This is a genomic window from Actinoplanes sp. GCM10030250 (genome assembly GCF_042666575.1).
GTDB lineage: Bacteria > Actinomycetota > Actinomycetes > Mycobacteriales > Micromonosporaceae > Actinoplanes.
In genome coordinates this window covers 153,466-179,517 of the sequence record NZ_JBHTDO010000019.1, presented here as the reverse complement: position 1 = coordinate 179,517, position 26,052 = coordinate 153,466, and the positions used below count along the sequence as shown (strand labels likewise).

At 67.2% G+C, this 26,052-nt stretch carries 23 protein-coding genes and 2 pseudogenes; 16 read left to right on the top strand and 9 right to left on the bottom strand.

Features of this window, described 5'->3' with window-relative positions:
• Positions 1–566: 566 nt before the first annotated feature.
• Together ACFQV6_RS24245 and ACFQV6_RS24240 are read left to right on the top strand one after the other, a co-directional pair.
• A complete protein-coding gene (locus ACFQV6_RS24245) occupies positions 567–1,043 on the top strand; it encodes a hypothetical protein (RefSeq protein WP_378029857.1) in 477 nt (158 codons plus the stop codon).
• Between the two features lie 462 nt (positions 1,044–1,505).
• Positions 1,506–2,162 (top strand): tyrosine-type recombinase/integrase, encoded by a 657-nt coding sequence (locus ACFQV6_RS24240; protein WP_378029856.1) that lies wholly within the window; start codon positions 1,506–1,508, stop codon positions 2,160–2,162.
• A gap of 477 nt (positions 2,163–2,639) precedes the next feature.
• Here the strand turns inward: ACFQV6_RS24240 and ACFQV6_RS24235 are convergent.
• From ACFQV6_RS24235 to ACFQV6_RS24225, 3 genes and pseudogenes are all read right to left on the bottom strand, one after another.
• Positions 2,640–2,774, bottom strand: a pseudogene (locus ACFQV6_RS24235) (E3 binding domain-containing protein); the annotation flags it as partial.
• A 549-nt stretch (positions 2,775–3,323) separates the two neighbouring features.
• Positions 3,324–4,007: pseudogene (locus ACFQV6_RS24230) on the bottom strand (caspase domain-containing protein); the annotation flags it as partial.
• A 3-nt stretch (positions 4,008–4,010) separates the two neighbouring features.
• Positions 4,011–4,409, bottom strand: a complete 399-nt coding sequence (locus tag ACFQV6_RS24225; RefSeq protein WP_378029855.1) for a hypothetical protein — start codon at positions 4,407–4,409, stop codon at positions 4,011–4,013.
• Between the two features lie 854 nt (positions 4,410–5,263).
• Here ACFQV6_RS24225 and ACFQV6_RS24220 point away from each other — a divergent pair.
• The 8 genes from ACFQV6_RS24220 (at position 5,264) to ACFQV6_RS24185 (ending at position 10,284) form a co-directional block, all read left to right on the top strand.
• On the top strand, positions 5,264–5,611 hold the full coding sequence (locus tag ACFQV6_RS24220; RefSeq protein WP_378029854.1) for a hypothetical protein: 348 nt from the start codon (positions 5,264–5,266) through the stop codon (positions 5,609–5,611).
• Complete coding sequence (locus ACFQV6_RS24215) at positions 5,608–5,874, top strand: hypothetical protein (RefSeq protein ID WP_378029853.1); 267 nt, start codon at positions 5,608–5,610, stop codon at positions 5,872–5,874. Before ACFQV6_RS24220 ends, ACFQV6_RS24215 begins: the two co-directional genes overlap by 4 nt.
• A gap of 520 nt (positions 5,875–6,394) precedes the next feature.
• A complete protein-coding gene (locus ACFQV6_RS24210; RefSeq protein ID WP_378029852.1) occupies positions 6,395–6,541 on the top strand; it encodes a hypothetical protein in 147 nt (48 codons plus the stop codon).
• Positions 6,538–6,744 (top strand): hypothetical protein, encoded by a 207-nt coding sequence (locus tag ACFQV6_RS24205; protein ID WP_378029851.1) that lies wholly within the window; start codon positions 6,538–6,540, stop codon positions 6,742–6,744. Before ACFQV6_RS24210 ends, ACFQV6_RS24205 begins: the two co-directional genes overlap by 4 nt.
• Positions 6,745–6,813: 69 nt before the next feature.
• Positions 6,814–7,989, top strand: coding sequence for a hypothetical protein (locus ACFQV6_RS24200; protein WP_378029850.1), 1,176 nt, complete (start codon positions 6,814–6,816; stop codon positions 7,987–7,989).
• Between the two features lie 221 nt (positions 7,990–8,210).
• Positions 8,211–8,966 carry a DUF2382 domain-containing protein gene (locus tag ACFQV6_RS24195; protein ID WP_378029849.1) on the top strand — a complete coding sequence of 252 codons (756 nt, stop codon included), beginning with the start codon at positions 8,211–8,213 and terminating at the stop codon, positions 8,964–8,966.
• 151 nt (positions 8,967–9,117) lie between these two features.
• Complete coding sequence (locus ACFQV6_RS24190; RefSeq protein WP_378029848.1) at positions 9,118–9,315, top strand: hypothetical protein; 198 nt, start codon at positions 9,118–9,120, stop codon at positions 9,313–9,315.
• Between the two features lie 291 nt (positions 9,316–9,606).
• On the top strand, positions 9,607–10,284 hold the full coding sequence (locus ACFQV6_RS24185; RefSeq protein ID WP_378029847.1) for an ATP-binding protein: 678 nt from the start codon (positions 9,607–9,609) through the stop codon (positions 10,282–10,284).
• Here ACFQV6_RS24185 and ACFQV6_RS24180 read toward each other — a convergent pair.
• Complete coding sequence (locus tag ACFQV6_RS24180; protein ID WP_378029846.1) at positions 10,173–10,436, bottom strand: PaaX family transcriptional regulator C-terminal domain-containing protein; 264 nt, start codon at positions 10,434–10,436, stop codon at positions 10,173–10,175. The genes ACFQV6_RS24185 and ACFQV6_RS24180 overlap by 112 nt on opposite strands.
• 172 nt (positions 10,437–10,608) lie before the next feature.
• On the opposite strand from ACFQV6_RS24180, the gene ACFQV6_RS24175 reads away from it, so the two are divergent.
• From ACFQV6_RS24175 to ACFQV6_RS24165, 3 genes are all read left to right on the top strand, one after another.
• Complete coding sequence (locus ACFQV6_RS24175; protein WP_378029845.1) at positions 10,609–11,937, top strand: PHB depolymerase family esterase; 1,329 nt, start codon at positions 10,609–10,611, stop codon at positions 11,935–11,937.
• A gap of 222 nt (positions 11,938–12,159) precedes the next feature.
• Positions 12,160–13,263: a ricin-type beta-trefoil lectin domain protein gene (locus ACFQV6_RS24170; RefSeq protein WP_378029844.1), complete on the top strand. Its 1,104-nt coding sequence runs from the start codon at positions 12,160–12,162 to the stop codon at positions 13,261–13,263.
• 3 nt (positions 13,264–13,266) lie between these two features.
• Positions 13,267–14,898 (top strand): glycoside hydrolase family 27 protein, encoded by a 1,632-nt coding sequence (locus ACFQV6_RS24165; RefSeq protein ID WP_378029843.1) that lies wholly within the window; start codon positions 13,267–13,269, stop codon positions 14,896–14,898.
• A 465-nt stretch (positions 14,899–15,363) separates the two neighbouring features.
• On the opposite strand, the gene ACFQV6_RS24160 is transcribed toward ACFQV6_RS24165, so the two are convergent.
• Positions 15,364–16,797, bottom strand: a complete 1,434-nt coding sequence (locus tag ACFQV6_RS24160) for a non-reducing end alpha-L-arabinofuranosidase family hydrolase (RefSeq protein ID WP_378029860.1) — start codon at positions 16,795–16,797, stop codon at positions 15,364–15,366.
• A 608-nt stretch (positions 16,798–17,405) separates the two neighbouring features.
• Here ACFQV6_RS24160 and ACFQV6_RS24155 point away from each other — a divergent pair.
• The 3 genes from ACFQV6_RS24155 to ACFQV6_RS24145 all read left to right on the top strand — a co-directional run bounded on the left by ACFQV6_RS24155 (position 17,406) and on the right by ACFQV6_RS24145 (position 21,852).
• Positions 17,406–18,881 carry a sigma-70 family RNA polymerase sigma factor gene (locus tag ACFQV6_RS24155; protein ID WP_378029842.1) on the top strand — a complete coding sequence of 492 codons (1,476 nt, stop codon included), beginning with the start codon at positions 17,406–17,408 and terminating at the stop codon, positions 18,879–18,881.
• 217 nt (positions 18,882–19,098) lie between these two features.
• The gene (locus ACFQV6_RS24150; protein ID WP_378029841.1) at positions 19,099–20,523 is read left to right on the top strand and encodes a non-reducing end alpha-L-arabinofuranosidase family hydrolase; all 1,425 of its coding nucleotides are present in this window, start codon (positions 19,099–19,101) and stop codon (positions 20,521–20,523) included.
• Positions 20,524–20,571: 48 nt separating this feature from the next.
• A complete protein-coding gene (locus tag ACFQV6_RS24145; protein WP_378029840.1) occupies positions 20,572–21,852 on the top strand; it encodes a cellulose binding domain-containing protein in 1,281 nt (426 codons plus the stop codon).
• Between the two features lie 57 nt (positions 21,853–21,909).
• Here the strand turns inward: ACFQV6_RS24145 and ACFQV6_RS24140 are convergent, their stop codons facing one another.
• From ACFQV6_RS24140 to ACFQV6_RS24125, 4 genes are read right to left on the bottom strand one after another with little or no spacing between them, the layout of a single operon-like run.
• Positions 21,910–22,914: a hypothetical protein gene (locus ACFQV6_RS24140; protein WP_378029839.1), complete on the bottom strand. Its 1,005-nt coding sequence runs from the start codon at positions 22,912–22,914 to the stop codon at positions 21,910–21,912.
• Positions 22,911–23,792 carry a trypsin-like serine peptidase gene (locus tag ACFQV6_RS24135; RefSeq protein WP_378029838.1) on the bottom strand — a complete coding sequence of 294 codons (882 nt, stop codon included), beginning with the start codon at positions 23,790–23,792 and terminating at the stop codon, positions 22,911–22,913. The genes ACFQV6_RS24140 and ACFQV6_RS24135 overlap by 4 nt, the downstream gene beginning before the upstream one ends.
• Positions 23,789–24,688, bottom strand: coding sequence for a trypsin-like serine peptidase (locus ACFQV6_RS24130; protein WP_378029837.1), 900 nt, complete (start codon positions 24,686–24,688; stop codon positions 23,789–23,791). The genes ACFQV6_RS24135 and ACFQV6_RS24130 overlap by 4 nt, the downstream gene beginning before the upstream one ends.
• A 9-nt stretch (positions 24,689–24,697) precedes the next feature.
• Positions 24,698–26,050 (bottom strand): hypothetical protein, encoded by a 1,353-nt coding sequence (locus ACFQV6_RS24125; protein ID WP_378029836.1) that lies wholly within the window; start codon positions 26,048–26,050, stop codon positions 24,698–24,700.
• Between the last annotated feature and the right edge of the window lie 2 nt (positions 26,051–26,052).

The following is a 26,052-nucleotide window of genomic DNA, read 5'->3' as shown; positions in this document are numbered from 1 at the left end:
CCGCCTTGGCGGCGGTGACGGCAGCGACGTCGTCCGTCGCCGGCAGGTGCAGACGGCCCGACGGAAACACCGTGTATACCATGGGGACCCACGCTAGGCCACATCCGTCGATCCCGATGCGCCGCCCACTCCTCGACCGTGCGGCACCCACCAGACCCTGTTCGATGTCCGTCCCGAAAATCTGTGGTGCCTTGAGGCTCGAATCGAACCCGAATTACACACGGCGAGCCGCTCTCCCGTTTGCGTGTTGAATCCGCGCGGGCCGGCCGGCCACGGCACCCGCGCATTCGTCAGGAAGCGCCACCTCTGCAGGCATACTCCTGCCGCCGGCAACGCCAACCACCCCGGATCTTGTGACGTTGCACCGTCATGGGGTTCAACAGATCCACAAGGTCGCACCCGGCCCCTATGCCATCGCTGATGGCTGACGCTGCAAACCTTTTGACCCTTCACCGTCACTCCGGCCGGAAGCTCACAAAATCTGGCGTGTCCTCACATGCCGCATTCCGGTCGGGTCTCCGGCAAAACTGCTGGCCTCGGACGTCCTGCGGCGTGCAGACTTGCGCGTGCCTTCACTGCCGACCATCCGACGGGTCCGGTTCGACGTTCGCCCTTGGGGCGACGGCGCCGATCCGGCGCGCGAGCTGCATCCGTTCGTCGACAACGTCAGCCTGGTCGAACTGGTCGCCGGCTATGAGCACGCGGCTGGCTTCGACGTACCCGGCACGTATGCCGGGCTGGTGCTCGACCACTTCAACTTCGGCAATCTGACTGCTTACCTCATCGGGGAGGCAGAGGCCGCCTATCGAGCGGATCGAGGGGTGATCGCGCTGCTGGGCTGTGACTGCGGGGAAGTTGGTTGCTGGCCATTGGAGTCTCAGGTGCTCGTCGAGAAGGATCTCGTCACGTGGCGCGGTTTCACACAGCCTTTCCGGCCACAACGTGACTACGGGAGCTTTGGCCCCTTCACCTTCCGTAGAAATCAGTACGACAGCGCGGTCCGTGAGGCGGTTGCCGTCGTATCGCAACACGAAGGCCATTGAACCGCTCGGTCGGCTTCTCAATCGGCCTGACCTTGAACGCACTCTCGTGCCGCCGCGAGCGCGGTGGTCGGAGGCCTATGAGGTGCCGAGCAGAGGTCGTCGCTCGGGGAGAACCTCACGAAGGTGCACCGCTGCCCGGCACCTGAACAGGGTAGGCGTCGCACCAGACCGGCCCGCGGACTATCAGGGTTAGCACTGGCCGGTCGAAGCGAGCGGTATGACTACTTCGACAGCATTCGAGCCCATCCCGATCACTTCCGACTCACGGGTCCTGGCGGCTGCTGTTGCCGCGTATCTCGGCCGGTACCGCGGTCAATCACGGATGCACCGACTCCGCCTCAAGGTCTTCCTGCGATGGTCAGCGACGCAGGCGCTGGACCCATTGCAAGCAGCACGCACAGACATCGAGCGCTACAGGACGTCCGGCTGTACCAGCCGTCGACAGTATCTCGACGGCTGTGCGTGGTCATCGGCTTCTACCGGGTCTGCGTCATCGACGAGATACTGCCGCACTCACCCGCCGACTACGTCCGCCGGCCACTGGTCCCGCCCGAATCACCCACCCTCGGTCTCAGCCATCTCCAGTTCGAGGCAATGATCACCGCCGACCGGCTGTCGACCAACATCAACGACTACGCAGTCGTGGCGATGCTGGGCCTGCTCGGACTGCGGATCTTCGAAGCCTGCGGCGCCAACATCGCCGACCTCAGCGAGGAACACGGCCACCGCGTACTCAAGGTCCGCGGCAAAGGCGGAAAGGTCGTTCTGGTACCGCTACCGCCGGCGGTGGCTCGGGCGATCGACCGCGCTGTCGACGAACGTGACGACGGCCCGATCCTGCGCAACGCCCGCGACGCCCGGATGGACCGGCACGCGGCGACCCGCAGGCTCAAGCACCTGGCCAAGACCGCCGACCTGCGAATCCCGAAGATGCACCCACACATGCTGCGACACACCTTCGTCACCACCATGCTCGACGCCGGCGTCAGCCTCCGCGACGTCCAAATCGCCGCCCGCCACGCCGACCCCCGCACCACCATCCGCTACGACCGCGCCCGCAAGAACCTCCACCGCCACCCCAACTACATCCTCGCCGCCTTCATGGCCTCCGGAACGTAGCCGCGGCCGAGGCGCGATCGTGCCGATGTGCGGACATTCGATCATTTCTTACGAAGACCTTCGGAGTGCGACCCCATTTGTACCGGTTTTCAAGACCGGACGCTGTGGGCCTGTGACCAGCGCAGAGAGTCCAAGACCGCAGCGTGGTGGGCAATATTTGGGCGGCATCGCCGCGGACTGCCCGCAACGAGACCAAGGTGCGTCCAACTTTCGGACCCGTAACCGAACTATTCCCGGCAGCAAGGTCGCTGACAGTCGGACATGCATGTCAGACGTCAAGTCCAGATGGTGTCGGCCGGTGTCGGTCCAGCCGGTTGCTGAAGTTCCGTGCTATTCCGACCCTCACACTGTCAGGGCGTAGCGGACACATCCTTTAGCGTCACGATGCTGGCCGACGGTGTCGAATCCGCTTGCCTGGCCAACCTACCTACGACACACACCACTCGCTATCCGAGGTCACGTCTTTGGCGCTTGTCCTCGCATGCGATCGCGCTCCTCAATTACATCTTGCTTACGGATCCGTCCAGCCACGCCCGTGCCGGTGACCCGACTAAGGTCGACTCCCGATTCGCCGGCCAACTTCCTCACCAGCGGCGTAATATACCCTGCTTCGGCGGGTGTGTTCGTAACTTCGAGCGAATCGCCCGGACGTGCCCGACGCACTACCCGCGCACCCTCCCACAACTGCTCCACATGTTGGGTAAGCAGCTCAAACCAAATGCCATCCGCGGCCGTAAGGACGAGCCTGCGAGCTTCCGGTCCGACCGGGGCGTGGTAGCGGTTGAGGTACAACGTCGCATCTACTGCACCGGCCCGCGCCACGATGGCGCCAAATGGTGGGCGCGTACCTAGAGTGCGTATCTCGATCGGGTCAGTCGGTCGGCTGGGAAGATCAAGGGCCGCGCGAAGGTGGTCATCGGCCGACGAAGTGACAAGGATACGGATCATTTCACCGCGCTCCAGCCGGCTGGTTAGAGCCGCCCGATACTTGGCAAGGATTCCGGTCAGGGGCATCCCGATGAGGTCCAAGGCTCCAGGCCCGGCTAAATCGCTGGCATAGGAGACGGGGAACTGCCGCTGCCGCTCGGGAAATTCATCTCGCTTAGGCCTTACTGGTGCGGCCGCGACGCGCAGTCGCCCTGCTAGACCGGAAGCGAAGTACGAAGGCGTTTGTTCAGACGTCCGCACATTGCGGAAAATGTACTGATAAAGATCGTGGGAATCGATCCAACCGTCGTAATCAACGTCCGCCTCGCCGGAGGAGATTCCGTGAATAATAGCCGCCGTAAATACGGATGGGCGCGGATCGTCTAGCGTAAGGTGGTCCCCCTCGAATGCATACTCAAAGGCATTGCAAGCTGTGATGCAGACATATCCACGGTTTTCTAGGATTTCGCCGTCGAGCGGCTGGTTGCGGGCCGACTTGGTCGAGCCAGCGGGAAAGGCGCCGCTGTTGCAGCAGTCAAGCAGAAGCAGCCGACCTCCAGCGTGCGACTGTTCCAATCGCTCAGCGACGAAAGCCGAGGGGACGGCGGTGCTGGGCAGCCTGTTGTAGACGGTGTTCGGGGAGGCAAAATAGAGGCGGCCGGAGCGGTCTTTCACGCCGTGACAGGAAAAGTAGAGCACTACCATGTCGTCCGGGCCTCGGTCGGCAAGTACTTCATCAACATGGCTACGCACTTCCCAGTCGCGGGCGTTCACTAGAGTAGTGACGCGGAAGGCGCCAATCGCTGAATCTTCGAGTACCTCGGCCAGCTGGCGCACATCCTGCCCAGGCGAGCGGAGCCCGTCGAAGTGCGGGTCGTCGTACTCGCTCGCCGCGACGAGCAGGGCATACCTTCCCATGACCTAACTCGCGGAGTGCTTCTCGAACCAGGCCCGCAGCGCTTCGCGCTGTTCGCGGCGGGACGTTGCGTCTAGCACCATTTTGTCTTTGCCGAGGGTGAGCTCAACCCGGCGGGCTCCCTCCCGGCGGAGGTACGCGATAAGGATCTGCTGGATTGCACGAACGGAGGCGGCCGCGAGTCCTCCGGTGATCGCGAGCTCGACGATCATGCCCAGCCCGCTCTTACTTCCCTCAGGGCCCTCTGCGTGAGTGGGCTCCACTGCGACACCGCTCCGCAGTAGATCATCCTGAAGCGTCAGAAGCGCTTCCTGCTTGAGCGCACGCTCCTCCTCCGCCACCCGCAGCGTTAGCACTGGACCGCCAACCACGTTGTGGTCCTCCGTCCTAGACGACTCCTTCAAAGCAGCGTACGGGACCGCCGCAACGCAGACCGACCTACCCCGAGGTGATCGGTTAGAAGGTGAAGACGCACCTTCGCGGTGACAACGGGGCGGACCATTACCCCCTGCATCACGGGACAACTCGTATCATGTCCCAACGGCCCGGTTGGCAGCTCAGGCGCGAGTTCTGAGGAGTCCATGATCAACCATCCGGATCTGCCGCCGATCGTGCGTATCGGCCGAACCTGACGATCACCTGCCGTGTCGCCGGCTTGACCGTCTAGATCCGCCGTAAAGGTGGACGCGGTGGTCGACATGATGGTCCGGCTCGCGTGAGACGAACCCGTCACTCTTCATCTCGCCGGTCTCCCCGGGCTTGATCGCGAAGAGACGGGCCGGGCCGCTCTGCCGCGGATAGGCGGCCCGGCCTGGCAACCGGTCGACGACCAACGTCCCGCTCTCCATAGACAACCAGAGCTCGAGGTCGCGGGCTCGAGCCAGGCCACCACTGACAACGCCGTCATGACCCACATACCGGGCTGCCTCATCTGCGAGCATGTCGTGAATGACCACATCACCGGCTGGCATCGACAGCGGAAGCACTGCCGGGCTACACAGCACTCGCCGGGCGTTCGCTGCCGGCGCTCCACGCCCTGCCGCACTCCACCGCACCCGCACTCGTTGAATGGTGATCACGCCTCACCCTGACGCGCCAAGCGACCGACCGCCAGCCGTTATCCGGATCAGCCGCCGAGCGCACCGGCCCCTGTCCCCCGGGTGCACGACTTTGCCGAGTTGAGTGCGTTCAATCGCTAGGATCCGTACTCGCCGCTCGACAGGCTGGTGAATTCGATTCGCTCTCATGTTCAGCAACCATGAAAGATGTTTTTCTTCGGCTATTCCCCTTGCAGGAATTCCTTGCTTGCCAGAAGCTGAACGCACGCGAATTGGCAGGAGTGCCCATGTCGATTGCTCATATTGCTGTGTTGTCGGCCGCTTTGGTTGCGCTATTGATCTTGCCGTGCGCCGTGGTCATCCTAAGCAACGCGGATCTCCGAAGTTCGTGGGCGGCACTGCGAGCAGTGATCGCACACCCAATGCGAGAAACGATCTTGGTTCGGCGTTCACGCAGTAGCAAGCTGGAAGAGCTTGAGCGTGCCATGGCGGCTGACGACGCTCACCAGCACTCCCATCTCGCTCAAGGGCATGGTGATCCCGAATGAGCCGCGGTATTGAACGGCAGCCGCTACCGGAAAAGCTGCCGGACGGAACAGTGGACGTCATTCGCCTAACACCCACGTTTAAATTGATTTTCCTAAGCGTGCTGGCGATTACACTCTTGTCGCTGGCTCTCGATGCAGCGTTGGTATTGTCGCTAGAAAAGCCCACTGAAGAGGCGAAACGTCTGATGGAAACCTGCTCGACGATCGTGAAACTAGGCTTCGGTGCAATAGTCGGCCTCATTGGAGGCAAGGTGGGTAGGTAAATTTTACGTCCGGTTCTGCCGCTGTCCGCGCTCGGACCGACCGCCGCCGTCACGATTAGTGGTCGACGGCGGCGGGCCGGCGTCTTGTCGTGGCGATGTGCACGTGCTCGCGAAGCCGGCTACTGCATCGCCGCACAGTGGCTGGATCAGCCCTTCGTGTCCTCCATTCGCGCGAGGACTTCTCTGCCTTCGCGCGGCCATCCCAGAAATCTGCTCGACGCGCGCCCTAGCATGGCCTGACGGCTGAGTTGCCTGTCCATCTCGGCGCATATCCAGGGACAATGCCCTTGGCTTCGTACACGATCCCGCACTCTTCGCAGGTGTACTGGTCGTCCATCACACGATCATCCCGGACTCAACGGCACTCTACAAGCGACCGCTCATGCCGCTGACAAAGCGCGCACCGGCAACGTCCGCCGGCACATAACAAGGCAAGGGGGTACTGCCGGTACCTGTTCGCCCGTGACAGCACCGTGTTCAATAGGTGTGCCGAGTCGACGCCGACCGAACAGGAGCACCCATGCGGAAGCGCACACCGGGTCGCGACCTCGAGCCGCGTTTCGCGCCTATTCCCGGCCCCCGTAAGCTGTCCCGCGTGGAGGAGACCATCGCCGCCGTCGATGTCACACTCACCCACGAGACCAACCGGTGGGAGGAAACCTCATGAACGTGAGGACCACGGTCGCCCTCGCCGTGGCGGCCATGGCCACCGCCGCCTCGTTCGTCCTCGCCGGCATCCCGCTTGACCCAGGGAACGCGTCCGAGACCGACCGCCCCGGCGGTCACCTCATCGTGGTCGGCACCGGAGGGCCCGCTGAGGCCGCCCTCGCGCAGATGTGGGACTGCCCCGAACGATCCGCGGACAGCTGACCCCGTCGCTCTGTCGGGAAGTCGCACCTCGGTTGACGCGGCGTCAACAAGTGATGACAGTCGATACCCATGCGAACCGTCGCGCTCCTGGCTGTGCCGCTGACGGCGGCCCTCCTGATTCCCGGCCCGCCCGCTGTGGCCGCACCGTCCGGCGTCGTGGTGGTCTCCGCCACCGAGCAGGGCATCCTGACCAGCACGCCGGGCACGATCGTCGCCCGTGACGTCGGTGCCTCCACCCGTCTCAACGGCCAGATCCGCTGGGTCTTCGGCGACACCCTCTTCACGCGCAGCAGCGGCACTCCGCAGAACCCGGCCGACGACTGGCGCTCCGCCACGCACGCCACGTCACCGCTGGTAGCGAACCCGTGGCGCCTCACCGACGTGATCGACTCGGCGACCGGCGTGCCTCATCAGCTGCTGCCGTACACGAGCGAGGAGCTCGCCTACAACCGGGCCAGCGGCGATCCGGGCGACCGCCGTGCGGTGTGGCCGACTTCGATCATCGCGAGGGACAACACCCGGGCTCAGATCATTTACAGCGAGATGCAGATCCGCCCGGAGAACGAGCTGGCGTACACCAATCTCGGTGTCGGCATCGCCGACTTCACCGCCGGCCGCACCGCCGCCACCCGATCCGGCCTGCTCTTCACCGGCACCGACTTCCGCTTCGGATCATCGGGCGGTCTCTACGACAGCGCCACGACCACGCTGTACCTCTACGACTGTTACAACCGCGCCGCCTTCGACTATCCGTGCAGGCTGGCACGCGTCTCGCTGCGCAACTCCGCCGGCGCCATCGACTGGAATCGCACAAAGATCAAGAACAACTACCGGGCAGCTGTACGGGCAACCGACGGCGCTGTCTCCTGGACAGCCGACCTGACCCGGGCCAACGAGATCGTCCAGGGCTCGGCAACCGGCTGGTCGGTGGCCTGGAACCCGGGACTGAGCAAATATGTCGCCGTCCTCAACGTGCCGCTGACCAGCCGGATCGAGCTGCGCACCGCCCCCGCGCCGGAGGGCCCGTGGAGCGACCCACTCGCGGTGCTCCCCGGCCAGGCACCGACCTGCTTCCCCACCTGGCTCATCTGCGCCGACTACGCCGTGCAGCAGCACCCCGAACTGGCCGTCAACGGCAGCGGGACCAGCACGATCTACCTGACCTACGCCCGCCCGATGTACTCGGCGGCGTCCCCGTTCCGCCTGGACCTCAACGTCGCCCAGGTCAAGCTGGCCCTCGGATAGCCCTCCCCCAAGGTGTCGTACAGGGCGGGCCGGGCGGACGCTGCGCGAGGCTTGCCGCGGGCCGAACCGGGCCTTCTGCCCCATTTGTGATGGCCCTGCCGGGGCGTCACAATCGGCTGTCAAACCGCGAGATCCGCCACTCGAAAGGGCGGACTGGCAGCAAAAACCGGGGGTAGCAAAGGGGCCGTAGCCGTAACCCCCCAGGTGAAAGGAACGGTCTCGTGATCACTCAGGAGAAGATTCATTCGCTTCACGGCCTCGACGTCATCGACAGCGACGGCGACAAGATCGGTTCGGTCGGCGCGGTGTGGACCGACGGTGCCGGGCAGCCGGCGTGGGCCAGCGTGCGCACCGGGCTGTTCGGGATCAACGAGTCCCTGTTCCCGCTGCAGAACGCGGAACTTCAGGGCGAGCACGTGGCGGTGCCGTTCGACAAGGCGACCGTCAAGGACGCGCCGAACGTGGACGCCGACGCCGATGAGCCGCTCGGCGAGGACGAGGTCGACCAGCTCTACAAGTACTACGGCATCAACTGGTCCGAGAGCTACGGCTCGGCGGCGGGCAGCGCCTCGTCCAGCGGCGCACAGGTCGATGACTCCATGACCCGCTCCGAGGAGCGGCTCACCGTGGACACCGAGCGGGAGCAGGTCGGCCGGGCCCGGCTGCGCAAGTACGTGGTCACCGAGCACGAGCAGGTGTCCGTTCCCGTTCAGCGCGAAGAGGTCCGGCTCGAGCGCGAGCCGATCTCCGAGGCCAACCGGGGCGCCGCGTTCGACGGTCCGGCCATCAGCGAGTCCGAGCACGAGGTGACCCTGCACGCCGAGCGCCCGGTGGTCGACACCGAGGCTGTCCCGGTGGAGCGGGTTCGGCTCGGCAAGGAGACGGTGACCGAGCAGCAGCACGTCAGCGGTGAGGTTCGCAAGGAGCGCATCGAGGCCGACCTGCCCGGCGAGGACGGCCGCCGCACCATCGGCTGACGCGTCGACGGCGGCCCATCAGCCGCGAAACCCCGTAGCCCCGCCCTTCGAGACCGAGGGCGGGGCTTCGCCGTCCCCGAACCAGCTGCCTCCCGGCCGCCGGCACAGCACTCACGACCAGCCAGGCTCGATCAACAGCATCGTCAACCTGTTGCGCCGCCACTGGGGTATCCAGGTCGATGCGAACAGCGGCTACTACACCGGAACGTTCTGGGAGTTCGTCAACAGCAACGGCCGAGATCCCGGCCGCGAGGCTGCTCGAAATCCAACCCTGGTGCCGGGCACCAACTTCCCGCTGGGCTCGCCGCACGCGTCGGACATCAACCTCAAGTTCGCCAACACCGACTAGAACCTGGACTCCTTCCTCTATGCGGATCAGTCGCCGGGACGACTGGCGACCGCGCGGCACATGAGCGCGCTGTGAGCGGGGTTCGCCCACAAGAGCCGGCCCAGAGCAGCGGGTGTGCCCAGGTGGCCCGCTTACACTCTGAAGGATCGCGCCACGATGTGGATCGGCGCCGACTGCACGGTCGTCGGCGATCCGGACCGGAGCGAGCGACTGTTCTGGGGGTGACCAGCACGCATGGCAGGCGGGCGGGAGGAGTACCGGATGCTGGTGTCAGCTCGAGCCGGAGATCGCGTGACCCGTTCGGCCGCCCTGGATCGCTCACGGGCCGTGATCGCCCAAGCCACCGCGATGCAGGCGAGGGCCGTCACGGCGGTGGACGGCGCGGTGGCCATCGTGTCCGAGGTGGTGGCCCGGCACGGCCACCTGCTGCACCCGCAGACCACAGATGCCGAGGTCCCGCCCAAGGTGATCTCCCGGGTCTTCACGAGTGCGGGCGTGAGCGAGGTGCGCCGGCTGGTCACGCGGAAGGCGGGCGATCTCGGCCTCACCGGGCGGTTCCTGCAGGACTTCGTCCTGGCGGTGCAGGAGTTGATGACCAACGCGGTCCGGCACGGCGGCGGCTGGGGACGGCTACGCCTGTACCGTGACGGTTTCCTGCTGGTCTGCGTCGTGACCGATCACGGCCCGGGCTTCACCGGTGATCCCGCGGGGCCCGAGGTGCTTCCCTCGCTGGAGTCCGAGGGCGGGCGCGGGCTGTGGCTGGCCCGGCGGGCGGTGAGCAGCTTGCAGATCAGCACCAGTCCGTTCGGCGTACGGGCCACGGTGACGATGAAACTGCACTTGAGCACGGTGAACCGTCAGCCCCTCCCGCTGCCACCGGTCAGGCCGGCCGCCAGCTCGGCGACGGCGTGTGCCTCGATACCGGACGGCGGATCGCCGGTGAAGCGCGCGGCGACGGCCCGGACGTGATCCTGGGCGTTCGCGGCGAGCCCGTCGTAGACGGCGGTGAACAGGTCGCGAGCGGGTTCGCGCAGCCACCCGGGCGGAAGGAGCCGGCTGGGCAGCCCGGGGTCGAGGATGGGCAGGCGCCGATAGGTGCCCCATGACTTCGGTACGCGCACGCACGGCCTCGGGGCCGAATATCTGACCGGCGTGGATCCGGGTGCCCGCGCCCCACGGTTTTGATCGAAGGATGTCGATTGACAGTTTGTGCTCTCGGGGGGACGCTAAGTGTCACACATTGCTGGTTGCGCCGGGCGGAGCGCGCCGACCCTTCCTCCCAGGAGTGACCGCATGAAGATCAGACGCAAGCTGCTGCTGGCCGCCGCCACCTCGTTGGCCCTGGTCGGCATCGCTGCACCCGCCACCCGGCCCGCGTTCGCGGCCGCACTGACCGAGGTGACGAACTTCGGCAGCAACCCGGGCGGGATGCGCATGCACATCTACGTGCCGGACTCGCGCCCGGCCAACCCGGCGATCGTGGTGGCCATGCATGGCTGCGGCGGGTCGGGCCCCGCGTTCTACTCGAGCAGCGAGTTCGCCTCGCTCGCCGACCGGTACCAGTTCATCGTGATCTACCCGTCCGCGATGCAGGAGGCCGGCTTCGGCAAGTGCTTCGACACCTGGTCGGCGGCGGCCAAGCAGCGCAACGGCGGCAGCGACCCCGTCTCGATCGCGTCGATGGTGGCCTACGCCGGCAGGCAGTATTCCGCGGACCTCAACCGGGTGTACGCCACCGGCAGCTCGTCCGGCGGCATGATGACCCAGCACATGCTCGCCGTCTACCCGGACCTGTTCAAGGCCGGCGCGTCGTTCATGGGCGTGCCGTTCAACTGCTTCGCCGGCGCGGCCGACTACCCGCCGGGCGGCCAGTGCACCAGTGGGAGCATGAACCGGACGCCGCAGCAGTGGGGGGACGCCGTGCGCCAGGCGTATCCCGGATATGCCGGTCCGCGCCCGCGGGTGCAGCTGTGGCACGGAACTGCGGACACGCTTGTGCCGTACCAGTTGCTGCAGGAGTCGATCGAGCAGTGGACCGATGTGTTCGGGCTCAGTCAGACGCCTACCTCCAGCGATACCCCGCAGGCCAACTGGAACCGCCGGCGCTACGCCGATGCCGCGGGAACGGTGCAGGTGGAGGCCTACAGCGTGCAGGGTGCCGGGCACAGCCTGCCCAGTAGCGGGATGGCGGCTTCGGCGATTGCGTTCTTCGGTCTCACCACAACGCCGTCGCCGTCCACTTCGGCGTCAACGTCCAATTCACCGTCGCCGTCCACTTCACCGTCCACTTCGCCGTCTTCTTCTGGGGCGTGCCGGGTCACCGGCACGATCAGTGCCTGGAACACCGGGTTGACCGCGAACCTCACCATCACGAACACCGGTGCCACTGGTATCAACGGCTGGTCCCTGGGCTTCACCCTGCCGAGCGGACAGACCATCACCTCCGGATGGAACGCCACCTACTCCCCCACCGCCGGCCAGGTGACGGCCCGCAACGTCGGATACAACGCGGCCATCCCGGCCGGCGGCTCCGTCAGTGTCGGCTTCCAGGCCACACACACCGGTAACACCGCAAAACCGGCATCCTTCAGCCTCAACGGGATGCCCTGCGCCGTCGCTTGACACCCGGCCGACCAAAAAGTGTTACAGGCGGCGGCGCTAAATAGTCGAGGCGCTGATCAGCGTAGAAGTCCATTCTCGTACTTGAATGTCTGGAAACGTTCTGGCAACCTTACGAATTGAGATGTTAACGCTCTCATTTCTATCCGGAACGCCCAGCCATCCGGTTGACCAGCGGGTCCCGCACCGCGACCGGGCGTATCGATTCCAGCTCTTGGAGAACCGATGCAGAGACGAAGAACATGGATGCTCGCCGCGGTGCTCGCCACCGCGCTCACGCTGATCGGCGCCGTCCCACCGACCGGCGCCTCGGCCGCGGAGTCGAACGGCGGCGTCCGGGTCATGCCGCTGGGCGACTCGATCACCGAGGGAACCCAGGTTCCCGGCGGTTACCGCACCGGGCTCTGGCAGCGGGTGTCCGGTGCCGGGTACCGGGTCGACTTCGTCGGCAGCCAGTTCAACGGTCCCGCCGCCCTCGGCGACCATGATCACGAGGGTCATCCGGGCTGGCGCATCGACCAGATCGACGCCAACATCACCGGGTGGCTGGGCAGCACCAGCCCGCGCACTGTCCTGCTGCACATCGGCACCAACGACGTACTCCAGAATTTTAATCTCTCGACCGCGCCGGCCAGGCTCTCCACCCTCATCGACCGCATCACCACGGCCGCACCCTCCGCCGACGTGTTCGTGGCAACGATCATCCCGCTCGCATCGGCCGGGCAGGAGGCGGCTGCCCGTACGTTCAACTCCGCCCTGCCCGGCATCGTGCAGAACAAGGTGAACAGCGGTAAGCGTGTCCACCTGGTCGACATGCACGCCGCGCTGACCACCGCCGACCTGATCGACGGCATCCATCCCACCGCCGGTGGTTACGACAAGATGGCCGCGGTCTGGTACAACGCACTGCGATCGGTCCCCGGCAGCATCGGCGAGACCACCGGCACCCCGGCGAGCGGAGCCCTGGTGAGTGCCGCCTCCGGGCGCTGCCTGGACGTGCCGAACAGCGCCACCGCCAACGGCACCCAGCCGATCATCTGGGACTGCAGCGGCCGCGCCAACCAGCAGTGGGCCGCCAACGGTCAAGCCCTGCAATCGCTCGGCAAATGCCTCGACTCGCCCACCAGCGCCGCGGCGGGAACCAAGGTGCAGCTCTGGGACTGCTCGGGTGGAGCGAACCAGCGCTGGAACCGCAACGCGAACGGCACAATCAGCAACGTGGCGTCGGGCCTTTGCCTGGACGTCAACGGCAGAGGCACCGCAGCCGGCAGCCTGGTCATCCTCTGGACCTGCACCGGTGCCACCAACCAGGTCTGGACGGTTCGATAACCCATGAAGCGCTGGAAAACCATGCTCGCCGCGGGCCTCCTGCTGCTGTCGGGCACCGCCTTCGTCGCCACCGCCTCACCCGCGCAGGCCCTCGACAACGGGGTGGGCCGCACGCCGCCGATGGGCTGGAACAGCTGGAACACCTTCTTCTGCAACATCAACGAGGCGCTGATCCGGCAGATGGCCGACACCATGGTCAGCTCCGGCATGCGCGACGCCGGCTACCAGTACGTCGTGGTCGACGACTGCTGGATGAACCCGAACCGGGACGGGAGCGGCAACTTGCAGGGCGACCCGACCCGGTTCCCCAGCGGGATGAAGGCACTCGGCGACTACATCCACGGCAAAGGGCTGAAGTTCGGGATCTACGGTGCGCCGCTCGACCAGACCTGCGCGCAGTACTTCGACTCGTACCCGGGCGCGACCGGCAGCCAGGGTCACGAGGCCCAGGACGCACGGCAGTTCGCCGCCTGGGGTGTCGACTACCTGAAATACGACTGGTGCTCCCCCAGCGGCAGCATCAACGAGCAGGTCACCACGTTCGCGAAGATGCGTGACGCGCTCGCCGCCACCGGCCGGCCGATCCTCTACAGCATCAACTCGAACAGCATCCACTCGAAGACGGGACCGCAGCGCAACTGGGGTGACGTCGCGAACATCTGGCGTACGACCGAGGACATCCAGCTCTCGTGGGACACCGGCCAGACCAACGGCTACCCGATGGGTGTCAAGAACATCATCGACGTCAACGTGCCGCTGGCCGGGTACGCGAAACCGGGCGGCTTCAACGACCCGGACATGATGGAGGTCGGCCGGGGCACCCTGACCGACACCGAACAGCGCTCCCACTTCGCCATGTGGGCGGTCATGGCCGCACCACTGATAGCCGGCAACGACCTGCGCAACATGAGCACCGCCACCCAGACGATCCTGAAGAACCCGCGCCTGATCGCGATCAACCAGGACACCCTGGGCCTGCAAGCCGCCTCGGTGATCGCCGACGCCAACCAGCGGGTGCTCGCCAAGCGCCTGTCCAACGGCGACGTAGCGGTGGCCCTGTTCAACCAGAGCAGCACCACCCGCACGATCACGACCACCGCCGCGGCGATCGGCAAGACCGGCTCCTCGTTCTCGCTCGTCGACGCCTGGACCGGCAACACGACCACCAGCACCGGCGCCATCAGCGCGAGCGTCCCCGCCCACGGAACCGCCGTCTACCGCGTCAGCGGCGGCGGCACCGGCAACCCGCAGCCGCCGGCATCAACCAGCCTGGTCAGCACCTCCTCCGGCCGCTGCCTCGACCTCCCGAACAGCAACACCGCCAACGGCACCCAGCCGGTCGTCTGGGACTGCAACGGCGCCGCCAACCAGCAATGGACCGTGTCCGGCCAGTCCCTGCAGGTCCTGGGCAAATGCCTCGACGCCCCGATCGGCGCGGCGGCCGGGGCGAAGGTGACGATCTGGGACTGCAACGGCGGCACCAACCAGCAGTGGACCTTCCAGTCGAACGGCACCGTCCGTGGGAACCAGTCAGGCCTCTGCCTGGACGTCAACAACAACCAAACAGCCAACGGTACGCAGACCCTGCTCTGGACGTGCACCGGCGCCGCCAACCAGCAGTGGACCCGCCGCTGACCTGCTAACGATCGCCCTCGCGCACGCCGCGGACCTTTGGGTTCGCGGCGTGCACGGCCCGCGGCCCGGTCGCCGGTCGCCGGTCGCCGGTCGCAACGCGTGCACTTAATGCCACACGTTATCCATAACGTGTGGCATTAGCCGCACACGTTACGGCTAACGTGCGGCAATAGGCGCACACGTTACGGCTAACGTGTGCAAGTAGGCGCACACGTTAGCCACGGCGGCAGTAGCTGCACACATTGGAGTTCTGTGCGAGCCGGCAACGCCTATGACGTGGGTAAAAGCGCACGCAACACGACCGTGTGCGCCTACCCCCGCTCCAGCCGGGCCGCTCCAGCCGGACCGCTCCAGCCGGACGAACACGAGGCAAACGCAAACAGGCGCGCTCAATTACGGAGCCGAAAATGGAAACGCGAAGACGGCCGCGCCCAGAAACCCGGACGCGACCGCCATCGAAAACCGTCAGCGACGCAGAGTCAGCAACCCCGGCCGATACGGCAGCAGCCCGTAGTCACCCCCCGAACTCGGCGACCGCCCCTGATAAAGCAGCTGCAAATTACACGGATCAACAGTCATCGTCTGATCTGCACTCGTCCGAATCAACTCGCCGTGACTGATGTCGTTGGTCCACGTCGCACCACTGTTGGCCTTACCGGCGAACGGGTTGCTCTCCGTCGCCGCCTGCGGACTCCACGAACCACCCAAACTGCTGGCCGTGAACGACCGGAAGTACCGCCCGTTAGCACCGATCGCCTCGACGATCATCAGGTACTGGTTCTGACCCCGCACCTTGTAAACCTGCGGCGCCTCGAACAGGTTGTTCGTACTGTCGCTCATGATTGTCGTGTAGCTGGAGCCGAAACTACCGGGGAAGTTCCCGATCGGCATGCTCGCCCGATAGATCTTGCCGTTGTCGCCGGCGAAGAACAGGTACATGTTGGTGCCGTCACCGATCAGAGTCTGGTCGATCGGCCCCGTGCCGGACCCGGTGATGCTCCCCGTGAACAGCGTCTGCGGCGAAGACCATCCGTTCGCATTCGTCGGGTCGCTCGACGTCCGGTAGGAGAATGCCGTCCCACCCCACTGATACGCGAGCACCCAGATGTTCTTCGGCGCGAAGTAGAACAGCGACGGCGCCACCGTGGCCGACGACATCGCATTCTGGCTGGCCGACGCGAGATCGGACCAGTTGGTGATGAGCCCGAAGTTCATCGATCCCCAGGACGTCCCGTTGTCATGGGTAGTCGCATAGACCAGATGCCGGCCGTTGTAGGGAGCCGTGGTGAAGTCCTTCAGCGAGGCCCAGCCCGACCGCGGGTTCGCCAGCGAGCCCGTCGAGTTCCAGCGGTAGGTCGACGGAAGGGTGCACGTGCCGCCGGTCGGCGTGGTGGTGGGGGTGGTGCCGCCGAGCCGGACGAGTTGCCACTGCTGGTTGGCGCCGTTCCAGTCGGAGTACTGGACGATGTTCGCGCCGTCGGCGGTGGAGGCGCCCTGCACCTCGACCGCCTTGCCGCTGTTGCGGTTGATCAGCTGGATGTAGCCGTCGATGTCCTGGATGCTGAACTGCTGGTTGGTGGTGTTGTTGTCGGTCCACTGGACGATCGCGCCACCGTCGGCGGTCGACAGGTTGTGAACGTCGAGGACCTTGCCGGAGTGCCGCGACTTGAGCCGGTAGAAGCCGCTGCCGGAGTCGACGAACTGCCACTGCTGCTGGGCACCGTCGTTGCGCGACCACTGTGTGATCCGGGCGCCGTCGCTGGTAGCCAGGTTGTAGACGTCGAGCGCCTTACCGCTGTTGCGGTTGACCAGCACATATGAGGCGTTCGTGTCGATGGTCGCCGCCGAGGCGGACGAGGCGGTCACCGCGATGGCACCGCCTGCGGCGAGCAGGACCATCGCGGCCAGGGCGCTGCGCCACCGATTGCGGCGCGTCACCGTTGGTGCTTTTTCGGAAACTTCTGGGGGTACGGGGAAGCTGTTCATGATCGTGTCAGTTCCTCGGGGGATCGGTGGGGATGGCGGCACTACTCGTCCCGTAGATGAGAACGTTCTCAACCTGTTTCCGCATATTGCCAGAGCATTTCGCCCGACTCAAGGCCACTTCTCGAACAACAGCAAGTCGGCCGCATCACTGCGCACAGAATGTCATATAAGACCAGCTCAGAGGACTTTCAAGAAAGCGACAGGACCATGCGACTCGACGACAATGCCCGACATAACAACTCGCCGGAAACAGTTCCTCAAACCTTCTCCAGATCGCACACTGTGCGCGATAACAGCGGGTCGACAGGCGCTCGCGACTACGCAGGGCGGGTCCGCGTAACACTTTCCAGCAACCGAACTTTCCAGATGGCCGGTGATTGCCTCTTCCCGTCGCTATGCCGCAAGCGAGTCCTTATCACCCACCGTTCCCCAGGATCGCCGGAGCACGATTGACTCGCACGCGGATGTCGTCCACAGTCACCGATACGCTTTGAACCGCTGAAACGGTGGACGGTGAACGGATGAGAGCCACACCCACCGGGGCGACCGGAACCGCCCTCGTCTCGGCCGCACGCGACGGCGATCGCGACGCGCTGAACGAGCTCGCCAGACGGCATCTCCCGCTGGTCTACAACCTGGTTCGCCGGGCGCTGAACGACAGCCCGGACATCGACGACATCGTGCAGGACGTCATGCTGCGCGCGTTGCGACAGTTGCCGAAGCTGCGTACCCCGGAGAGCTTCCGTCCCTGGCTGGCGGCGATCGCCCTGCGCCAGATCGCCACCCATCGCAGCACCGGCGAGGTGGCCGCGCGGCGCCTCGCGTCCCTGGACCAGGCAACGCATCGGCCGGACCCCCGGGCCGACATCGAGCAGCCGGCGATCCTGCGGGCCGAGGTCACCCGCCAGCGACGCCAGGTGTCGCAGGCCGCCCGGTGGCTCACGGCCGAGGAACGCGCGGTGTTCTCGCTGTGGTGGCTGGAGACCGCCGGCGAGCTCGACCGGACCGAGACGGCCGCCGCGCTGCACGTGTCGGTCGCCCACGCCGGAGTCCGCCTCCAGCGCATGCGCACTCAGCTCGACCTCAGCCGATCGGTGGTCGCGGCCCTGGAGGCCGTCCCCGGCTGCCCCGGCCTGGACAGCGCCCTGACCGGGTGGAACGGCACGCCCGCACCGGCCTGGCGTAAGCGCCTCGCCCGCCACGTCCGCGAGTGCCCCGTCTGCCGGCAGGCCGTCGACGGCTCGGTGCCCACCGAACGGCTCCTCCTCGGTCTCGCCGTGTTCCCCGTGCCGGCCGCGCTCACCGCCGGCCTGCTCAGCAAGGATCCGCTCGGCTCCGCGGCCGTCACGAGCAGCACGAAGGGCCTGATCCTGAGCAAGCTCACACAGCTGACCGGGTCGCATCCGGTCGCGGCCACCATGGCGGCGGGGGCACTCGCCATCAGCGGGACCGCCACCACCGCCGCCTGGACGGGCTCGCCGCACACCAGCGCCGCCGTGATCGCGGCTCCCCTGCCGCCGGGCACCGGTGTCCGGTCGGCCCCGCCCGTCGGCCCGGTGACGCTCCCTGAGGGGAAGGTCTCGCTGGAGTCGGTGAACGCCGAAGGCCGTTTCGTCTCGGCCACCGACCAGCCCGGCACGCTGGCGGCGCTCACCGCGAGCAGCCCGGCTCCGCAGCGCCGGGCGGCCACCTTCGAGGTCGTCCGCGGCTTCGCGGATCCCAACTGTTACTCGTTCCGCGCCGCCGACGGCCGGTACGTGCGCCACCAGTCGTTCCGGCTACGGCTGAGCCCGGACGAGGGCACGGTCCTCTTCCAGCGCGACGCCACCTTCTGCGCGCGGGCCGGTGCGGGCGCGGGCGCCGTGTCGTTCGAGTCGTTCAACTACACCGGCTACTTCCTGCGCCACCTCGACGGCGACATCTGGCTCGACCAGTTCGACGGCAGCACCACGTTCCGTGCGGACAGTTCCTTCCGCGCCCAGCAACCACTCGGCTGAGCCGCCGGCCTTTCCCTATTCGCAAGAAACACCGGTCCGAAAATGGTTACGGCGAAACTATCGGATCGGTGAGCTGGGCCTTCTCCTTGACAACGGATTGCCTCATTGAGGGCATGGGAGCGCTCCCGTAACATGCCTGTCGCGGCTGTTAACGCTCACCCGGCTTTGATGCCGGCGAATGCGCAATGCCGCCATCCCCCGGTAAGGAGATCCCCTCATGACCAGATCCCGAGCGACAAACGCCGGCCTCGCGTCGGCCGGCGTCGCGCTGCTGGCCGCGGCCGCGGTCGCCGTGACGTTACCGGCCGACGCCGCGGCCGCGGGCTGTTCGGTGAACTACGCCCTGTCGTCGCAGTGGCAGGGCGGGTTCGGCGCCAACGTGTCGATCACGAACCTCGGTGACCCGTTGACCAGCTGGACGCTGACCTGGTCGTTCGGCGCCGGGCAGACGGTGACGCAGGCGTGGAACACGACGCTGACCCAGAGCGGCGCGGCAGTCACCGCGAAGAACGTCAGCTACAACGGCTCGGTCGCCACCAACGGCACCGTGTCGTTCGGCTTCAACGGGTCGTCCGGAGCCACCAACCCGGCACCGGCGAGTTTCGCCGTCAACGGCGTGGCGTGCACCGGCAGCACCGGCCCGTCGCCTTCCCCGAGCGGTTCACCCTCCCCGAGCAGCTCACCCTCCCCGAGCAATTCCCCCTCGCCGAGCACTTCGCCCTCGCAGCCCGGCACGTGCACCCTTCCCTCGTCCTATCGCTGGAACTCGACCGGCTCGCTGGCGAACCCGAGATCCGGCTGGGTCTCGCTGAAGGACTTCACCACGGCCCCCTACAACGGCAAGCACCTCGTCTACGCGACGACCCACGACCACGGGTCGTCCTGGGGCTCGATGAACTTCAGCCTCATCACCAACTGGTCCGACCTCGCCTCGGCGAGCCAGAACGCGATGTCCTCCGGCACCGTCGCTCCCTCGCTGTTCTACTTCGCGCCGAAGAACATCTGGGTACTCGCCTACCAGTGGGGTCCCACCGCGTTCAGCTACAAGACCTCCAGCGACCCCACGAACGCCAACGGCTGGTCAGCACCGCAAACGCTGTTCACCGGCAGCATCACCGGCTCCAGCACCGGGGTGATCGACCAGACCCTGATCGGCGACGGACAGAACATGTACCTGTTCTTCGCCGGCGACAACGGCAAGATCTACCGAGCGAGCATGCCGATCGGGAACTTCCCCGGCAGCTTCGGCTCCTCCTACACCACGATCATGAGTGACTCGACGAACAACCTGTTCGAGGCGCCCCAGGTCTACAAGGTCCAGGGCCAGAACCAGTACCTGATGATCGTCGAGGCGATCGGCGCCAACGGGCGCTACTTCCGCTCCTTCACCGCCACCAGCCTCGGCGGCACCTGGACCCCGCAGGCCGCGACCGAGAGCAACCCGTTCGCCGGCAAGGCCAACAGCGGTGCCACCTGGACCAACGACATCAGCCACGGCGAGCTGATCCGCACCAGCGCCGACCAGACGATGACCGTCGACCCGTGCAACCTGCAGCTGCTCTACCAGGGCCGTTCGCCCAGCTCCGGCGGCGACTACGGCCTGCTGCCCTACCGTCCCGGCCTGCTGACCCCGCGCCGCTGACAGGGAGGTTTTCCGATGACACAGCGAACAACACACAAAAGCAGGTTCATGGGTACGGCGATCGCGGCCTCGGCGATGCTGATCGTCGCCGGCGTGGCGGTCCTGACCGGCGGAACCGCGTCGGCCGAGCAGACCGGCGCTCTCGCAGCCACCGCCGGGTGCGGAAAGGCACCGACCCTGCGCGACGGCACCTACACGATCCAGAGCGGCGGCCGGGCGCGCACCTACATCCTGCGGCTGCCGGGCAACTACACCAGCAGCCAGTCGTACCGGCTCGTCGTCGGGCTGCACTGGCTCAACGGCAGCGCCAACGACGTGGTCGGCAACGGGTTCTACGGGCTGCAGCAACGCGCCGGCAACAGCGCGATCTTCGTGGCACCGCAGGGCCTCGACGCCGGCTGGGCCAACACCGGCGGGCGCGACGTCACCCTGGTCGACGACATCCTGCGGACGGTCGAGAACGACCTGTGCGTCGACACCTCCCAGCGGTTCGCGCTGGGCTTCAGCTACGGCGGCGCGATGAGCTACGCCCTGGCCTGCGCCCGGCCCACCGTGTTCCGGGCGGTCGCGCCGATCGCCGGTGCCAACCTCAGCGGATGCTCGCCGGGCTCCCAGCCGGTCGCCTACTTCGGCATCCACGGCATCCGGGACAGCGTCCTGAACATCTCGTCCGGCCGGTCGATCCGGGACACCTTCGTCCGCGCCAACGGCTGCACGGCGCAGAACCCCCCGGAGCCGGCACAGAACAGCGGCACACACATCACCACCGCCTACTCGGGTTGCCGAGCCGGGTATCCGGTCCAGTGGGCCGCACACGACGGCGACCACGTACCGCTGCCGACCGACCGCAACGCCTCGTCCTCCTGGGTCTCCACCGAGGTGTGGCAGTTCTTCAGCCAGTTCGGCAGCACGACCCCGCCCTCCAGCCCCACGCCCAGTCCCAGCTCACCCGGCCCCGGCTCGCCGAGCCCGTCCCAGCCCGGCAGCCCGAGCCCGTCCCAGCCCGGCGGTGCGGCATGCCGTGCCACCAGCACGGTCAACGCGTGGAACAGCGGGCTGACGGCCGGCATCACCGTCACCAACACCGGCAACTCCACCATCAACGGCTGGAACCTGGCATTCACCCTCGCGTCGGGTCAGACCATCACCAGCGGCTGGAACGCCACCTACTCCCCCGCCTCGGGACGGGTGACAGCCACGAACGTCTCCTACAACGCGGCGCTGGCACCGGGCGCGTCGGTCAGCTTCGGCTTCCAGGCCACCCACACCGGCAACAGCGGGCCACCGACCGCGTACGCGCTCAACGGCTCCACCTGCACCACAGCCTGACAGCGGCGCGATGTGGCGGCGCCGGGATTCCGGCGCCGCCACCGGCTGGCAGCGGCGTCATGGGGTGGTGACGGGTTTCCGGAGCCGCCACAGGCGTACCGGGGTGGAGAACCGGACGCCCTTCGTGTCGAGTTTTCGCTGCCACAGGGCCTGGGTGAAGGTGGTGATCTCGGCGTCGAGGGTGGTCGTGACCTCCCGGGTCAGGCCCCGGGTGAACTGGTCAAGCCAGTAGATGCGCCGGCTCGACCCGGTGAAGTCGACGAGCAGCATCACGCTGTGTGTCGCGTCGACGAGGGAGAGCCCGAAGGCGTACCAGCAACCGCTGTTGGGCGCACGGTCGACCACCGCGGCGAGCACGCTCGACCGTAGCGAGACCGGCGCCAGGCTGCCCGCGCGCCGGCCCCGGGAGTCGTTGAAGTCGATGACCAGCGGGCCGGTGGCGCGGCCCTGCCGGACCAGCTGGTTGAGGGCCCCGTCGACGGAGTTGACCGTCAGGACGCCCATCGGCACGGTCCGGGGCCGGCGCGGCATCGCCGAGGTGCGGCCACGGGCCGGGTGGTCGGCGGTGCGCAGGCTCAGCAGCCGGCCGAGCCCGACGTTGAGCATCACGATGCACGACGCCCGGTCGATGTTCTGGCCGGGCGGGTCGGAGGCCGCCGCGTCGACGTTCTCCTCGTACAGCCGGACGGTCTGAGCGGCCTCGTCGGCGGTGAAGCAGTGCGTCCAGCGCTGACGCCGGGGTGTCTGGAACTCGTCCTCCTGAGCCGTACGCCGAGCCGCCAGCGCCCCGGCCACCCGCTCCGCGTCGTCGTCAGTCTCCCCCTCGAGCAACACAGACGAAGGCAGCTCAGACGAGAGCGACTCAGGCGAGAGCAGCTCAGAATCGAGGAATTCCGGCTCGGCCAGCTCATCCTCCCCGGGCTCGAAATACTCCGGCTCTGCCGCGCCGAGGCCCGCCAGATACTCCAGCTCCGTCTCGGTCAGGTCGGCCTCGGCCTCCTCGGGTGCCTCACCGCGCATCAGCGGGCCAGGCTCCGGGACCAGCCGGAAAGTCGGGCTCATCTGCTCACTCCTGTCAGGTCGGGCATCCAGGACCGGATCAGCGTCAGCGTGTCCGCGTCCAGATGGCGGGCCTTGTTGGCGGTAACCGGAAGGTTCAGCCCGGTCTTCGCGTCCCGCAGCACGCGGGCACCGAGATGGATCCCCGCGAGGTATCGGCTGCCGTCGGTCGTGCGGAGCCACACCGGCGCCCCGCTCTGGCCCTCGAAGGTGTCGGCGTCGTACAGCAGCCGGCCGGGCAGCGTGGCGGCGAAGCTGACCGTGCCGTGGTGCACGAACGGCACGCTGGCGAAGTCCCGCCGGTCGCACTGCGCGCCGCGTACCTCACGCCCGCACCGGTCGGTGGGATAGCCGCACACGGTGACCGGCCTGCCCTTGAGGAAATCGCTGCCGAGCGCGCGCATCCGCGTCCGCTGACCGAGCTGCGGGTGTCCCCAGTGGCCGAGCATCTGGCCGGCGGGCCGGCCGGCCGGAACGATCCGGTCGATGTCGCGATCCAGCGTGATCATCGCGACGTCGACGGCCGACCCCGCGCGAACCTTCATCGCGCTGCCGGGCGGGGTGGTCAGAAAGGCCGACGGCACGCTGAAGGTGGAAGCGGTGAACGTGCCGACGGGAAACGTGCGCCCGGACCGTCCGGGGATCACCTCGACCGTCACCGGACCGGCCCCGTCGCTCTTGCGGTAGAGGCAGTGTGCGGCCGTCAGCACCTGCCGCGGGCCGACGAGCAGGCCCGTCCCGCGTCCGGCCGGCCCGGTCGCGTAGGTGATCCGCAGCGAGCAGATCCAGCGGAACGGAACAGCCCAGGTGTCGGTCACCGCTCGCCGGTCGTCGGTGCCTATCCGCTCCGCATCGAGGGCGTAGCCGGCCGGGGCGCTCATACGACGTTCACCCCCGGCATCCACGACTTGATCAGCGTGACCACCTCGGTGCTGAGGTGGACGGCATGGTTGTTCAGGGTCAGGCCGGTCGACGCGTCCTTGGTGCCGGGCCCGGTGTGGATGCCGATCAGATAGCGGGTGCCGTCGCGGAACCGCATCCAGACCGGCGAGCCGCTCTGCCCCTTGTGGGTGTCGGCGGTGTGCAGCAGCACCCCGGGCAGCCGCTGGTCGAAGGCCACGACCCCGGTGCCGGAGAACGGCACCGTCGACTGGTCGCGCAGCGCGTCGCAGGGCCCGTCACCGAGCCGCGCGGTGCCGCAGTAGTCGCCCGGGTAACCGGCGACGGTCACCGGTTTCCCGGCGAGGAACGTGCTCTCCAGGCCCCTGAGGTGGGTGAACCGGCCCTCGTGGAGGTGTCCCCAGTGGCCGTACGGGCGCGGATCCTTGGCCCGGTCGTGTACCACGTCGGCGACGTTGCGCTCCAGCGTGACCAGGGCGATGTCGAACCGCGAGTTCACCCGTGGGCCCCGGATCGTGGTCCGGCCCACGACCAGATCGCTGAGGTACGCGCTCGACACGCTGTACGCCACCGCCTTGACCCGCCCGATCGGGTCGGTACGGCCGTTGCGCCCCGGTGCGGCGTACACCGACAGCGGGGTGGCACCGTCACGGGTCCGGTAGATGCAGTGTGCGGCCGTGAGCACCTGCCGCGGACCCACCAGGACCCCGGAACCACGGCCGAATCGGTCCGGGTCGTTTCCCGGCCAGGTCACGTCCAGCGAGCAGACCCAGCGGTGTGGCACAGCCGAGGTGTCCCGGATGCGCGCGCGTGAGTCGTCGGCGCCGACACGTTCCCGCTCCGTCGCCGCGCCGACGACCGCGAAGGGCGTCTCCATGACGGCTCCTCAGTGGTTTCCGTTGCGTGAGGCGCTGGAGACCGCCGGTACGGGCGGCGCGCTCATCATCGGCGGCGCCGGGTTGAGGGTGGCGGCCGGCGCGACCTGCCTGCCGGTGCCACCACCGGCGGCCGAGGACGCCCGTGCGGCCGTGGGCAGGCCCGGTACCCGTACCGGCTGGTTGGGCCGGTCCTTGACCCGGTCACCGGTGGCGGACTGCCACAGGTCGATGATGCGGTTCATGTCGCGCCGCACCCCCTCGTTACCGGCGATGTCCAGGAACAGCGTCTCGGCGTCCTCGCCCCGGTCGAACAGGCCCAGCTCGATCGCCCGCAGCAGCGCGGACATCAGGTCGGCCAGTTCGAACAGCTCGTAGGAGCGCGGCGCCGCGGACATGCCGACCCGCTCGGCGATCTTCGCCAGCCGGTCCGCCGGGTTGGTCGCCTCGGCCTTGAGGTCGGCCACGATCGGCGTGTCGGAATCCAGGGTGAGGTGGAACCAGCTCAGCGTCGTGACGTGCACGAACTCCTCGCGGGCCAGCTGACCGCCGCGACGGCGCATGGTCATCATGTCGCGCAGGGACTGGCAGAGGAACGCGACGTACTCGCGGTCGGTGGCGTTCGGGCCGATGCCGTTGCGGGCGTTCTCGAAGCCCAGCCACACCTGGCGCAGCAGCTCGGTCCACTTCTCCCGGAAGCCGGAGTTGACACCCTCGCCGGTGTCGGCGCGCCAGCTCTGGTCGGCGTGGCCGAACTTGCGGTAGCGGGCGGGCACCTGGTGCGGCGGTTCCATGCCGAACATCCGCCAGTAGTTGTTGCGCCGGGTCACCCGCAGGTCCGGGCGGGCCTCGCTGACGATGCCGGAGATCGCGAACAGCGGTGGCTCGCGCAGGAACAGCTCCTCGGTTGCCCGTACCCATCGTGTGCCGTCGGCGCTGAGGGTGTTGAGCGTCTCGCCCACCGCGAACCGGCGGACGACCTCGGCCATCACCTCGACCACGCCGGTGCACTCCAGCAGATAGGCGTAGATCAGGTGGTCCCAGATCAGCGGCAGGGTCCCGCTGAACACCTGCCCGTTGAAGGTGCCGACGTCGGCCGGGTTGATGCCCGACGGGAACGGCGGTGCGACAGTGGCCGCCGACGGCGCCGGCAGGTCGAGGATGTCGACGATCTGGTCACTGCCGAGGAACGGCAGGGCGTTGACGGTACGGACACCGAACTCGGGTACCGTCCGGGCGGACACCCATGCCTCCTCCAGCCAGCGGCTGAGCTGGAACGGGTGCACGCGGAACACCTGGATCGCCGGGCCGGACGGGCCCAGCTCGGGAGGCGCGGTGATCAGCCGGGCCAGGTTGCGGAACATGG

Excerpts from the sequence above, each read along its gene's own strand:
- ACFQV6_RS24220 (WP_378029854.1), top strand. The coding sequence starts at position 5,264 with ATGAAAGATGTTTTTCTTCGGCTATTCCCCTTGCAGGAATTCCTTGCT.
- ACFQV6_RS24215 (WP_378029853.1), top strand. The coding sequence starts at position 5,608 with ATGAGCCGCGGTATTGAACGGCAGCCGCTACCGGAAAAGCTGCCGGAC.
- ACFQV6_RS24210 (WP_378029852.1), top strand. The coding sequence starts at position 6,395 with ATGCGGAAGCGCACACCGGGTCGCGACCTCGAGCCGCGTTTCGCGCCT.
- ACFQV6_RS24205 (WP_378029851.1), top strand. The coding sequence starts at position 6,538 with ATGAACGTGAGGACCACGGTCGCCCTCGCCGTGGCGGCCATGGCCACC.
- ACFQV6_RS24200 (WP_378029850.1), top strand. The coding sequence starts at position 6,814 with ATGCGAACCGTCGCGCTCCTGGCTGTGCCGCTGACGGCGGCCCTCCTG.
- ACFQV6_RS24175 (WP_378029845.1), top strand. The coding sequence starts at position 10,609 with ATGAAGATCAGACGCAAGCTGCTGCTGGCCGCCGCCACCTCGTTGGCC.
- ACFQV6_RS24170 (WP_378029844.1), top strand. The coding sequence starts at position 12,160 with ATGCAGAGACGAAGAACATGGATGCTCGCCGCGGTGCTCGCCACCGCG.
- ACFQV6_RS24165 (WP_378029843.1), top strand. The coding sequence starts at position 13,267 with ATGAAGCGCTGGAAAACCATGCTCGCCGCGGGCCTCCTGCTGCTGTCG.
- ACFQV6_RS24160 (WP_378029860.1), bottom strand. The coding sequence starts at position 16,797 with ATGGTCCTGCTCGCCGCAGGCGGTGCCATCGCGGTGACCGCCTCGTCC.
- ACFQV6_RS24155 (WP_378029842.1), top strand. The coding sequence starts at position 17,406 with ATGAGAGCCACACCCACCGGGGCGACCGGAACCGCCCTCGTCTCGGCC.
- ACFQV6_RS24150 (WP_378029841.1), top strand. The coding sequence starts at position 19,099 with ATGACCAGATCCCGAGCGACAAACGCCGGCCTCGCGTCGGCCGGCGTC.
- ACFQV6_RS24145 (WP_378029840.1), top strand. The coding sequence starts at position 20,572 with ATGGGTACGGCGATCGCGGCCTCGGCGATGCTGATCGTCGCCGGCGTG.
- ACFQV6_RS24140 (WP_378029839.1), bottom strand. The coding sequence starts at position 22,914 with ATGAGCCCGACTTTCCGGCTGGTCCCGGAGCCTGGCCCGCTGATGCGC.
- ACFQV6_RS24135 (WP_378029838.1), bottom strand. The coding sequence starts at position 23,792 with ATGAGCGCCCCGGCCGGCTACGCCCTCGATGCGGAGCGGATAGGCACC.
- ACFQV6_RS24130 (WP_378029837.1), bottom strand. The coding sequence starts at position 24,688 with ATGGAGACGCCCTTCGCGGTCGTCGGCGCGGCGACGGAGCGGGAACGT.
- ACFQV6_RS24125 (WP_378029836.1), bottom strand. The coding sequence starts at position 26,050 with ATGTTCCGCAACCTGGCCCGGCTGATCACCGCGCCTCCCGAGCTGGGC.